Origin of the sequence: Pseudovibrio sp. FO-BEG1 (assembly GCF_000236645.1) — a bacterium.
In the GTDB taxonomy this organism is placed as follows: domain Bacteria; phylum Pseudomonadota; class Alphaproteobacteria; order Rhizobiales; family Stappiaceae; genus Pseudovibrio.
Genome location: NC_016642.1, coordinates 353,073 through 365,165 on the forward strand (window position 1 = coordinate 353,073; position 12,093 = coordinate 365,165).

The 12,093-nt window shown below is 54.4% G+C and carries 8 protein-coding genes; 5 read left to right on the forward strand and 3 right to left on the reverse strand.

Annotated features, from left to right (window positions below):
* Positions 1-124: 124 nt before the first annotated feature.
* Positions 125-3,067, forward strand: a complete 2,943-nt coding sequence (gene polA, locus PSE_RS01740; RefSeq protein WP_014283293.1) for a DNA polymerase I — start codon at positions 125-127, stop codon at positions 3,065-3,067.
* A 641-nt stretch (positions 3,068-3,708) separates the two neighbouring features.
* On the opposite strand, the gene PSE_RS01745 is transcribed toward polA, so the two are convergent.
* The 3 genes from PSE_RS01745 to PSE_RS01755 all read right to left on the reverse strand — a co-directional run bounded on the left by PSE_RS01745 (position 3,709) and on the right by PSE_RS01755 (position 7,066).
* Complete coding sequence (locus PSE_RS01745) at positions 3,709-4,539, reverse strand: protein NO VEIN domain-containing protein (protein ID WP_014283295.1); 831 nt, start codon at positions 4,537-4,539, stop codon at positions 3,709-3,711.
* A gap of 75 nt (positions 4,540-4,614) precedes the next feature.
* Complete coding sequence (locus tag PSE_RS01750; RefSeq protein ID WP_014283296.1) at positions 4,615-5,145, reverse strand: GNAT family N-acetyltransferase; 531 nt, start codon at positions 5,143-5,145, stop codon at positions 4,615-4,617.
* Positions 5,146-5,257: 112 nt separating this feature from the next.
* Complete coding sequence (locus tag PSE_RS01755) at positions 5,258-7,066, reverse strand: M2 family metallopeptidase (RefSeq protein ID WP_041767812.1); 1,809 nt, start codon at positions 7,064-7,066, stop codon at positions 5,258-5,260.
* Between the two features lie 406 nt (positions 7,067-7,472).
* Here PSE_RS01755 and PSE_RS01760 point away from each other — a divergent pair, with 406 nt between their 5' ends.
* From PSE_RS01760 to aqpZ, 4 genes are all read left to right on the forward strand, one after another.
* Entirely contained in the window at positions 7,473-8,801 is a 1,329-nt protein-coding gene (locus PSE_RS01760; RefSeq protein ID WP_014283298.1) for an NAD(P)/FAD-dependent oxidoreductase, read from the forward strand.
* A gap of 124 nt (positions 8,802-8,925) precedes the next feature.
* Positions 8,926-9,522 carry an NAD(P)H:quinone oxidoreductase gene (gene wrbA, locus PSE_RS01765; protein WP_008550216.1) on the forward strand — a complete coding sequence of 199 codons (597 nt, stop codon included), beginning with the start codon at positions 8,926-8,928 and terminating at the stop codon, positions 9,520-9,522.
* Between the two features lie 221 nt (positions 9,523-9,743).
* Complete coding sequence (locus tag PSE_RS01770; protein WP_014283299.1) at positions 9,744-11,192, forward strand: MFS transporter; 1,449 nt, start codon at positions 9,744-9,746, stop codon at positions 11,190-11,192.
* A 162-nt stretch (positions 11,193-11,354) separates the two neighbouring features.
* On the forward strand, positions 11,355-12,059 hold the full coding sequence (gene aqpZ / locus PSE_RS01775) for an aquaporin Z (RefSeq protein WP_014283300.1): 705 nt from the start codon (positions 11,355-11,357) through the stop codon (positions 12,057-12,059).
* Positions 12,060-12,093: the final 34 nt, after the last annotated feature.

Sequence of the window (12,093 nt, forward strand, 5' to 3'; positions counted from 1 at the left end):
TAACTTCATTTTTGTGAGGTGGAAGGTGAGAGCCAGGTAGCCAGAGACTGCTCCAACCCCACCCTCCGCTAAAACATCATTGAAAAAGGGTTAATAGCCCTTTCTTTGTGCGCAATTGACGGGCATGATCCCGCTCATGTCGACACAATCCATTGCCCCAGCTCTCACAGAGAACGATCACCTCATCCTGATCGATGGCTCTACCTTCATTTTCCGCGCATATCACGCGCTGCCGCCGCTTACTCGCAAGCCCGACGGACTGCCCGTTGGCGCGGTTTCCGGCTTCTGCAACATGCTCTGGAAGATGATGCAGGAAGGCCCGACCAAGGAAGAAGGCGACGAGCCAACACACTTCGCCGTGATTTTCGATAAGTCCGGCAAAACCTTCCGCAACGATTTCTACCCGGAATACAAAGCCCACCGCCCGCCGCCGCCAGAAGACCTGCGCCCGCAGTTTGGCCTGATCCGTCAGGCAACGCGCGCATTCGGCGTGCCTGCCATTGAGCAGCAGGGCTATGAGGCCGACGATCTGATCGCCACCTATGCCCGTCAGGCAGAGGCACAAGGCGCTCGCGTCACCATCGTCTCCGGCGATAAAGACCTGATGCAGCTCGTCACCGATAAGATCGGCATGGTCGATACCATGAAGAACAAGATCATCGGCAAGCCTGAGGTTTTCGAGAAGTTTGGCGTTGGTCCGGAAAAGGTCGTCGAAGTGCAGTCGCTGGCAGGCGATAGCGTCGATAACGTGCCGGGCGTTCCAGGCATTGGCCTGAAAACCGCTGCTCTGCTCATCAATGAGTTCGGTGATCTGGATACCCTTCTGGAACAAGCCGAAACCATCAAGCAGAAGAAGCGCCGCGAGAACCTTATCGAGTTCGCTGAACAGGCTCGCATCTCCAAGCGCCTTGTACAGCTGGAAGAAGCCGTGCCGGTAGAAACGCCGGTTGAAGACTTCTCCGTTTGCGACGTTGATGGCGCGCAGGCCGTCGGCTTCCTCAAAGCCATGGGCTTCACCAGCCTCACCAAGAAAGTGGCAGATAAAACCGGCGCCGTGCTGGAAAACATCGAAGCTGCGGACGTTGTCATCGAGGGTTGGGAAAGCACTGCAAAACCGGCAGAACAAGCTGAGGATTCTGCGGGAGAACTTGAGGGTAAAGCATGGACCGCCGCCCCTCTGGCAGAGAAAGTTGCAGCTGAAATATCTGCGCTTCCTATAGATAATTCCGCTTACGAAACAGTTTCCACCGTCGAGCGCCTCAAAGAGTGGATAGCGGAAGCCTATGAAGTGGGCTACGTGGCTGTGGACACCGAGACGGATGCCCTCAACGCCATGGAAGCTGGCCTCGTCGGCGTCTCCCTCTCATGCACGCCGGGCAAGGCCTGCTACATCCCGCTGGCCCACGTGGACGGCGAAGGCGATCTCCTCGGCGGCGGCGCTCTACTGGAAGGCCAGATCCCGCTTAACGAAGCCATCGCCCTGCTCAAGCCAATGCTGGAAGATCCGGCAGTCCTCAAAATCGCGCAGAACATGAAGTACGACTGGCTCGTGCTCAAGCGCTACGGCGTGGAAATGGCGCCGTTTGATGACACCATGCTGCTCTCCTACGCGCTTGATGCGGGCATGGGCGGCAATGGCATGGACGAGCTCTCCCAGCGCTGGCTCAACCACACGCCAATCCCGTTCAAGGAAGTCTGCGGCTCCGGCAAATCGCAGATCTCCTTCGATAAGGTGCCACTGGACAAAGCCACCGCCTACGCGGCGGAAGATGCAGACGTTACCCTGCGCCTCTGGAAAATCCTCAAACCACGCCTCGCCGCTGAGGAAATGACAGTGGTCTATGAGCGTCTGGAACGCCCAATGGTGGCAACGCTGGCCAAAATGGAGCGCCGCGGCATCTCCATCGACCGTCAGATGCTCTCCCTGCTCTCCGGTGAGTTCGCCCAAGGCGCAGCGCGTCTGGAAAGTGAAATCCACGACGTCGCAGGCGAAATCTTCAACGTCGGTTCGCCAAAGCAGCTGGGTGAAATCCTGTTCGGCAAAATGGGCCTGCCTGGCGGCAAAAAAACCAAGACTGGCGCTTGGTCCACCTCCGCCTCCGTGCTGGATGATCTGGCCGCCCAGGGCCATGAGCTGCCAAGCAAAATCGTCGAGTGGCGCCAGCTGAGCAAGCTGAAATCCACCTACACCGACGCACTGCCAAGCTTCATCAATCAGGAGACGGGCCGCGTCCACACCTCGTTCTCGCTGGCGTCCACCTCCACGGGCCGTTTGTCCTCTTCTGAACCAAACATCCAGAACATCCCGATCAGAACCTCTGAGGGTCGCAAAATCCGTCAGGCGTTTATCGCGGAAAAGGGCAAGAAGCTCATTTCTGCCGATTACAGCCAGATCGAACTGCGCGTTCTCGCTCACATGGCCGATATTCCGCAGCTCAAACAGGCATTTGCTGATGGGCTCGACATTCACGCCATGACAGCAAGCGAGATGTTTGGTGTGCCGATTGAAGGCATGGACCCAATGGTCCGCCGCCGCGCCAAAGCGATCAACTTCGGCATCATCTACGGCATTTCCGCGTTCGGCCTCGCCAACCAGCTGGGCATCGCACGCGGTGAAGCGGGCGACTACATCAAAACGTATTTTGAACGCTTCCCGGGCATCAAAGACTACATGGAAGAAACCAAAAAGTTCGTCCATGCAAATGGTTACGTCGAAACCATCTTTGGCCGCCGCGCCCACTATCCGGATGTAAACACCAAGAACCCGAACATGCGCCAGTTCTACGAGCGCGCAGCCATCAACGCCCCAATTCAGGGTTCAGCGGCAGATATCATCCGCCGCGCTATGGTGCGTATGGATGAGGTTCTGGAAACGGCAAATATGGACGCGCAAATGCTGCTGCAGGTGCACGATGAATTGATCTTTGAACTGCCTGAGGATCAGGTGGAAGAGACCAAAAAACTCGTCATCGCCACCATGGAAAAAGCTACAGAACCAGCCCTCCAGCTCTCCGTCCCCCTCAAGGTGGAAGCAGAAGCCGCAGACAACTGGGAAGAGGCGCACTAGCGCCTCTTTTTCCTTTGGAGCAAGGCATTAGCCCCTGCGATCAGTGAGCCCCGGGTCAACAAACCACCACCCCGGGCCTCCCTAAGCCGCCCTCACAAAGCCCCCACCAGCACTCTCAACCGACCACGGCGCCTAAACCGCCAAGCCACACCCCTCGGCGTCATCCCGCACTCGATGCGGGACCCAGCAAACCTCACGCATTCTCCAGAAAACCCGCTGCCCGCAACCAAGAACCTTTCAACACCCCAGCGCCTCACCCACCGGCGTCATCCCGGCCTCTGAGCCGGGATCCATAGGCCATCCCCTCAAACTCAGCCGCTTTTGCGTCGGTATCCCTTCGAAACCAATTCATCAGCCCGGCTATCAAGGCTGTTCCGTGCTGCTCTGGATCCCGGATCACCGCTCCGCTCGTCCGGGATGACGTCAGAGAGTGACAACAGCCCATATCCCACCACCGTCATCCCGCACTTGATGCGGGACCCAGCAAACCTCACGCGTTTTCTAGAAAACCTGCTGCCCGCAACCAAGAATCTTCCAACAACCCAGCACCTCACTCGCCAGTGTCATCCCGGCCATCGAGCCGGGATCCATAGGCCGAAAAGACTGGTGTTGGTTATAAGAGAGGCACCCCGATGCCTCTCTTACTTAGGGATTGCTTTATAAATCGCAGGCTTCAACGAAACGCCCTGCTCCAATGGAGACCTCAACTCAAAGAACGATGATCCCTCTGAGAAGTTATAGACGCGAACAAGCACAAACCGCTCCGGCTCATCCTCGGAGAGCCTCAACTCATTCTCAGAAAGGTAAAACGGGGTCTCACGATTGCCATTCGTGGTTTTCACCTCAATAAGCCGCTCAGATCCATCAGGCTCATAAGACCGGATGTCATAACCTAGCCCATCGCCTTCTTCTCGAGAAACCCAACAGATTTTTTCCGCGAGATCTGGCCTTCCAGCGGCCTGAAGTCGTTGCTTTTCCAACTGAAACACATAGGCTTCGCCTTGCTGACCAAGCTTCCGATTGTTTGCATCCCGTTCCGCATAATCCAGCTTCTGCGCCCGGCGAACCGCACTGCGAGGTTTTGTCAGCTCAATCGTGGCAGCTTGAGACGGAGGCGGAGCAATGTATCCCTCTACCTCTTCATCAAGCTCAAGTCGTGTTTCTGGAAGTCCCTGTAAGCTTCCCTGCCCTCGGGCATCGAAATGGCGCTGGACTGCATCTTCAAGTGACCGCTGATAGTTCTTAGCTGGGCGTAGACCTGTAACCCATGGATGCTTACGCGCATCCAACACAGCGCTAACGTTCTGCTGTTTAAACTCAATGGATTTTTCTGAACGAGGAATAGAACGCGCTAGTTCTCTTCTCCGAGCAGCTTTGTTGAAGCTCCGCCCCTGAAGTTCCAACTTCAACATTTCAAAATAGTCAGCAACAAGAAGATCATTCTCCTCGTCAGTCCAATCATTCACACCCATAAAAAACTCAAATCAAACAATGTTTGAATCAAGATTATCATGTTCGATCTGCAACTTTAAGTAGGCTTTGTCGCGCTATCTCTCATCCCGCACATACAGCTGATGCGGAAGCTCTTCTTCGATGAAATTTTTGAGATAACGAAAGCCAGCGAGTTGGGAGCAGCGGATGGCGGAGGTGTTTTCTGGTCTGTGGCCAACGCAAAACAGCCTGTCTTCAGGGCTGACGAGCGGCTTAACGTGATCAATCGCTGCAGTTAGCATGGCAGACCCCAAGCGCTGGCCGAGAACGGCAGGATTACCGATGTAGTAATCAAAGCTAACGCCAGCGGTCAGGCCGATTGTATCGCGACCGTAATCAGGAAAACTTTGGTTGAGATACCATTGCAGATATCCAAAAGGAGTGCCCTCTTGCTCTGCAATCAAGCAATGGGTTGGGTGGTCACCGGAAACGCGGCAGACATAGCGCTCTGCCACTTGTTCAAGTGTGCTTGGTTCTCGCTCATAAAAGGGCCGCAGATGGGGCTGGTTGAGCCATCCATGCAGCAAAGGCATATCCGAAACAGCAAGTGGTCTAACCTGAACAGTTATGTTCTGTACCTCGCTCATATCCAAAGCCTCCGTTCCCTCAAAACAAAACAAACCCCGCCATGAAAGACGGGGTTTGATAATATCCGGCGGACTTGTAGGGCATCAAGGCCGGCAGGATTACCTTGCTGGTCTACCAGCCGCAGGATTTGCCTTTGTTCTGCTCATCCAGATAGGCTTTGAGCGGAGCAAAATACTCAAGAATAGCGGTCGCATCGGCCTCACGGCTACCGGTGAAGGCTTCCAGACTGTCCTGCCACGGCAGAGCGGAGCCCGTTTCCAGCATCGCATTGAATTTCTTGCCAACTTCCTTGTTGCCATAGATGGAACAGGCCGCCAGCGGCCCTTCCCACCCGGCAATGCGGCAGGCCTCACGGTAGAACTGGAACTGGAAGATATGCGCGAGGAAATAACGGGTGTACGGCACATTGTTTGGAATGTGGTACTTGGCACCCGGATCAAACGCATCCGCCGCACGCTCAACCGGTGCAGCAACACCTTGATATTTCTCACGAAGCTCCCACCAACCCTCATTGTAGGTGTCTGGTGTCAGCTCACCGTTGAACACCTTCCAGCGCCACTGATCCACCAGCAGGCCAAACGGAAGAAACGCGATCTTATCCAGCGCCTGCGCCATCAGAATGTTGGTGTTCACCTCCTCTGAAGCATCCAGAGGCAGAAGGCCGATCTGTTTCAGATACTTAGGCGTGATGGAAAGGCTCACCATATCACCAATTGCTTCATGGAACCCGTCATTCGGGTCATCCTGATACATGGGCGACTGGTGGTTATAGGCACGCTGGTAGAAGTTGTGCCCCAGCTCATGGTGAACGGTGTTGAAGTCCTCTCCCGTCACCTCAGTGCACATCTTGATGCGCAGGTCTTCTTTACCATCCACGTTCCAGGCGGATGCATGGCACTGCACATCCCGATCACGCGGCTCGGTGATCAAGGAGCGCTCGTAAAATGTCTCAGGCAGCGGATCAAAGCCAAGTGAGGTGAAGAATCCTTCTGCCGTCTGCACCATCTTCAGCGGCGTATAGTTCTGCTCTTCCAGAAGTTTGGTCAGGTCATACCCCTGATCGTCCCCTTCCGCCGCAACCAGCGGATAGATGTTGCCCCAGGATTGCGCCCACATATTACCCAGCAGATGCGCAGGGATTGGCCCATCCGCAGGCACTTTATCGGCACCGTAATGATCCACCAGCTTGCCGCGCACATAACAATGAAGGCTGTCGTAAAGCGGCTTCACCTCACCCCACAGGCGATCAACATCCTGCCGGAAATCATCTGGATCCATATCGTATTTGGACCGCCACATAGAGCCGGTGTCTTTGAAGCCAAGCTCGCTAGAACCCTGATTGGCGATGCCAACCATCTCCGCATACATGTCCTTCATGGGCGGAGAAACAGTGCGCCAGCCTTTCCAGACCTCCAGCAGTTTGTCGTAATCACGGCTGGTTGCCATGATGCGGCTCAACTTGGAAAGAGACAGCGCCTCACCATCAATCTCATACTTGCCGGTGCCATAGATGGTTTCCATCTCGGTATTGATCTGAGCAAGCTTCTTGATCTTGGCAGGGTCGTTTTCAGGCGCAGGCAGTGTCAGATTCAGCTTCAAAAGCTTCATCTTGCGGGCAAGGTCTGGCGGAAGAGCAAGCCCATCAAACTGCTTTGTCTGGTTGGCGAGTGAAACGTAAAGTTTCGTGGTCCGCTCAGACATCAAAGCGTTCAGCCAGTTGGTGTCATAAGTGATGAAGTTGGCATTCACCCACGCAATGCGGCCAGCTTCCTCTCCAATCTCCTGAATGGCTTTTTCTGAAGACTCGATGAATGCTTTCGCATCCTCAACCGTAACGGCCTTCTCTCCCTCAGCCTGTGCCGCACTCAATGGAATGAGCGCAAGCGAAAGTGCGGGCAACACAGATAAACAACGCTTCATGAGAGCCTCCCCCAACCATGGCGTACTTAAGAGATTTCAAATGTATTTCTTATGCATAATCTCTCTGTTATGCCGTTACGGTAAGGGTTTTATCCTGTAAGTCTAGCCCGTTTATCCGCGATATTTCTCCTATTTTGGCAATAAATTCGCAAAAATATTGCACGTGCATTAGCGGTAAATTGCAACCACTTAGTTCTCTTCAGCAGCTCTATGAATATTCCTGAAGCTGGCTAACTATTGCGGTTCAGCACATCGTTTCTGGTGCGCAATGGTCACCATCGTGAATCACCAAAAGCAAGCACTCTGTCACCCAGGTAAAAACGATCACGCAACGTTCACTTGCCTGCCTATATGTGCTGTGTTTAATCCCTCTCAGGATCACGATCCCTCTTAATCTGAGTTGAACATGACAGAGATCTCCAGACGACAGCTCCTGCTCTCCGCCGCTGCCTTTTCCGCTGCTCCCCTCTTCATCGGGCGCGCTCAGGCTACGGATACGGATGTGGTGGTCATCGGAGCTGGTGCCGCTGGCATCTCTACCGCTCGGGCATTGAAGAGCCGTGGCTACTCCGTCATCACCATAGAGGCATCGGGTCGTATCGGCGGAAGAATTCTGACTGATAACGAGAGTTTCGGTGTTCCCTTCGATATGGGCGCCTCTCGCCTTCACAACCGGGAAAACAACCCCTTTGCAGATTATGGCCTCGCCAACGGCTTTGATATCTACCGCGCACCTGATGAAACCCTCATGTATGTCGGTGATCGCCCGATAAATGACTCTGAACAAGCAGCGTTTTTTCAAGCACAGCGCAAAGCCCTCCGTGCCATGTGGCGTGCTGGCCGCGATGAACTGGACGTCTCTCCCGCTTCCGTCATTCCGGATCTGGGAGATTGGGGCCTGACCGTGGACTTCCTCATCGGTGCCTACGAAATCGCCAAGGATCTCGACAGCTTCTCCTGCGTGGATTGGTACACCGCAGCAGGCGGCAGCGACTTTTATTGCAGACAAGGCATCGGCACCCTGTTTCAGCATTCAGCGCGTGATGTTGCTGTACAAACCGATGTAACAGCAGAGAAAATCCGTTGGGGTGGGCAAGGTGTGACTGTCGAAACCAGCGAAGGCACCATCACAGCAAAGGCGGTTGTCGTCACCGTCTCAACAGGTGTGCTGGCCTCTGGAGATATTGAGTTCGATCCTCCGCTTCCGGTAAGAAAACAGGAAGCAATTCAAGAGCTTCCAATGGGCCACTATTTCCATGTGGGTCTGCAGATGAGCAAAAACATCTTCGGCACCGGAGCTGATGCCTACTTCAACTACAAAGTGGATGAAGAAGTTGACGGCTCTCCCAAAGCCTTCGGTGCGCTCACCAACGCAGGCGGCACAGATCTTTGCTATTTCGATATGGGCGGAGACTTCGCCAAACACCTGCTCGAAGCAGGCAACAACGCAGCCTATGACTTTGTCGTTTCAGAACTGAAACGGATGTTTGGCAACCACATCGAAAAATACATCGTAGAGTCCAACAGCTACGACTGGCTGCACGATCCTTACACCTACGGCTCCTATGCTGCAGCCAAGCCTGGTGGGTTCTGGGCAAGAGATGAGATGCGCGAAAACATAGCCGACCGCATCTGGTTCGCAGGTGAGGCCATGAGTGATGATGATTGGTCCACCATCGCTGGCGCCCACAAATCCGGCCTCATCGTTGCCGAGGAAATCTCAAAGGTTCTTTAGAGAGCTGACGGCCCAAGGCGATCTCATAGCCCCATAATCTCTGGATAGGATCAAACTACGGTTTTTGTAGTGTTGCAGGACTTGATGACCAGCTACTCAGCTATCGTTTCCTGTAGGAGCACGCATGACCAAAGTTCTGATCCTGTACTATTCCACCTACGGGCATATCGAAACGCTCGCCAACGCGATGGCTGAGGGTGTTGAAGCGGTTGGAGCAACGGCAACCATCAAACGTGTGCCAGAATTGACGCCGGAAGATGTCGCGCGGGCACACAACTTCAAACTGGATCAACCAGCTCCAATCGCTGAGCCAAATGAGCTCGCTGATTATGATGCCATCATCTTTGGCACCCCAACCCGCTTCGGCAACATGGCATCTCAGATGCGCAGCTTTCTGGATCAGACTGGCGGCCTATGGGTTCAGGGCAAACTGGCAGGCAAGGTTGGCAGCGTGTTTACATCCACCGGAACCGGCTCAGGCAACGAAACAACCATCAGCTCGTTCTGGACCACCCTCGCCCATCAGGGAATGGTCATCGTCGGATTGCCCTACACCTGCCCAGAAATCTCGGATATTTCGGAGGTGCTGGGTGGTTCGCCTTACGGAGCAGGAACTATTGCCGGGGGAGACGGGGCGCTGAAGCCAAAGGAAAAAGAGCTGAACATGGCTCGTTATCAAGGGAAACACGTCGCCGAAATCGCGAAAAAGCTCAGCGCCTGACACTCCCTCAAAGCCACCGCCGAGATACAAAACGAGGTATTGAGGCGCTTGTCCGCGAGTTGTGCCAAATCCTGAGTGATCTGCATTTCTGCTTCAAAAACTGATAAGATTTCTCGAAATTTGTCCTTGACCTCAACTTAACTTGAGGAGCTAGAACGCCCCAAAACACCAGCAAAAAACACAAGAATCCGCTGGTTTGATCGTTCTTGAAAGGAACTGAAATGCAGGAACCGGGCGCAAGCGCCAACAGCAGTTGGGCTGAACTATTTACGGGCAAGCAAGCTATTGCTTCATTGGTCCTTTCTGGTGGGATCGCGCTGCACGCTGTGAACACCTACATCTCCGCAACCATGCTCCCCTCCATCACCGCAGATATCGGCGGGCTGGACTATTATGCTTGGAACACCAGCCTCTTCATTCTCGCTGCAATCCTTAGCGCTGCCGTGGCAGGCAAGGTGCTGCAACGCATTGGCGCCCGGCATTCGTTCTTTCTGGCAGCTGTTGTGTTTATGACAGGCAGCGCACTGGCAGCTATCGCCCCCAATATGGGTGTAATGCTTCTGGGGCGGTCTGTTCAGGGGGCTGGCGGCGGTCTCATCTTCACCCTCTGTTATTCCATGATCGCATTCATGTATCCAGAGCGCCTCTGGTCCCGGGCCTTCGCGCTTCTTTCCGGCACATGGGGTATCACAACCCTGTTCGGCCCCGCCATTGGCGGCATTTTTGCTGAGCTTGGTGTCTGGCGTGCAGGTTTTGGTGTGCTGGTTCCGGTGACGATCCTTTACATCATGGCCACGCTCGCCCTTTTGCCAAAACATCAGGAAAACGGTAGCTCAGAGCACCCAATCCCGCTTGGTCAATTGGCGCTACTTGCAGGTTCCGTCCTCGTGCTCTCCATAACCAGCGTGTTTGAAGGCATCATCTGGAGCGTTCTCGGCTTCGCTCTTTCCATCGCAATGATCCTCACCCTGATGAAACGTGAGAAGAAGGCAGCCACTCGGCTTTTTCCCAAAGGAGCCTTGGAGTGGGGCTCGCCGTTGTTCTTTGTGTTTGCCAGTATGGCGCTCTTGATCCTCTGCGTGAACACGGAATTCTTCATGCCGTTCTATCTTCAGAAGCTGTTCGCTGTTTCTCCGTTATGGGCTGGATACATTGCAGCAACGGTTTCAATTGGGTGGGCGTCCATGGAGGTCTATAGCGCCCGCTTTACAGATCAGGCCATGCGCCGCGTCGTGAACATCGGCCCTGTTCTCATGGCCATTGGCTTGATGACACTGGCCGTTATTCTGCCGATTGGCACTGCAGGAAACCTGATGGCGCTGATGGTAATCACCCTCGCTCTCATCTGCATCGGTGCCGGCATTGGTATCGGCTGGCCACATCTGGGCGTATTCGCGCTTCACTTGACGCCGGATGACGACAAGGAAAATGCAGCCTCCGCACTCGCAACCGTGCAGACCTTCGCAGTCGCATTCGGAACAGCGCTCGCTGGCCTCATTGCCAACTCAACCGGCTTTAACAGTACGGTTGGCACTGCAGGCATCGCCAATTCAGCCTTCTGGCTCTTCTCCAGCTTTGCTGTTTTCGGTGTTCTCGGATTTTTCAGTGCGCGCAAGATCACCAAGTGGCACGCCAGTCATGGTATGGAAGAGCCGCAAACTCAGACTTAAGGCACTGAAGAGAAAGAGTTTTACGGCGTCATGAGCGTCCTTGTTTCACCTAAAGATCTAGCAATGCTTGCTTAAGGCAATCATTAGATTGCAGGTTACCGTAAACGTAAGTTGGCAATCTCACTGTGATACCACCCTCAGAACAATATGAGGAGAAGTGTCATGTTGAGGAAACTTGGCGCAGAATTTGTAGGAACCTTTGCTCTGGTCTCCGCGGTGTGCGGCGGGGCATTGGTTTCCTACGCACCGGTTGAATGGTATGGCGGATCTGGCCTGCTGGGTGTGGCTTTCGCTGTTGGTCTTTCAGTTGTTTGTATGGCCTACGCTTTTGGCAATGTCTCAGGTGCTCATTTCAATCCATCGGTGACCATCGGCCTCTGGGCCGCCAAGCGGTTCCCAACCGCAGATGTAATTCCCTACATCATCGCCCAGGTTATCGGTGGTACAGCCGCCGCCTTCGTGTTCTGGACCATTCTCGCCCACGGCCCCGGTGATCCTCCAGGCTTCGCCTCTAACGGCTATGGAGAACACTCCAACGGCGGCTTCTCTGAAATCGCAGTGGCAATTACGGAAATTACCGTGACGGCTATGTTCCTGATCGTGATCATCGGCGCGACGTCGAAGAAAGCGCCTGCAGCTCTTGCACCGCTCGCCATCGGCCTCATGCTGGCCTGCATGCACATCATCGCAATCCCGATTTCCGGCGCATCCTTGAACCCGGCTCGCTCCACCGCAACAGCTATCGTCAACGGTGGTTGGGCTCTCGAGCAGCTCTGGATGTTCTGGTTTGCCCCAATCGTTGGCGCTTTAGTCGGAGCAGCTGTCTGCTGGATCATCGGCACCTGCGGGCGTGAAGAGACCGATTAACCGACAGAATTTCCAGTATAATTCAGTCCTGCTC

Bases quoted from the DNA above. Each gene is read 5' to 3' on its own strand.
- polA (WP_014283293.1), top strand. From the start codon at position 125: ATGATCCCGCTCATGTCGACACAATCCATTGCCCCAGCTCTCACAGAG.
- PSE_RS01745 (WP_014283295.1), bottom strand. From the start codon at position 4,539: ATGGGTGTGAATGATTGGACTGACGAGGAGAATGATCTTCTTGTTGCT.
- PSE_RS01750 (WP_014283296.1), bottom strand. From the start codon at position 5,145: ATGAGCGAGGTACAGAACATAACTGTTCAGGTTAGACCACTTGCTGTT.
- PSE_RS01755 (WP_041767812.1), bottom strand. From the start codon at position 7,066: ATGAAGCGTTGTTTATCTGTGTTGCCCGCACTTTCGCTTGCGCTCATT.
- PSE_RS01760 (WP_014283298.1), top strand. From the start codon at position 7,473: ATGACAGAGATCTCCAGACGACAGCTCCTGCTCTCCGCCGCTGCCTTT.
- wrbA (WP_008550216.1), top strand. From the start codon at position 8,926: ATGACCAAAGTTCTGATCCTGTACTATTCCACCTACGGGCATATCGAA.
- PSE_RS01770 (WP_014283299.1), top strand. From the start codon at position 9,744: ATGCAGGAACCGGGCGCAAGCGCCAACAGCAGTTGGGCTGAACTATTT.
- aqpZ (WP_014283300.1), top strand. From the start codon at position 11,355: ATGTTGAGGAAACTTGGCGCAGAATTTGTAGGAACCTTTGCTCTGGTC.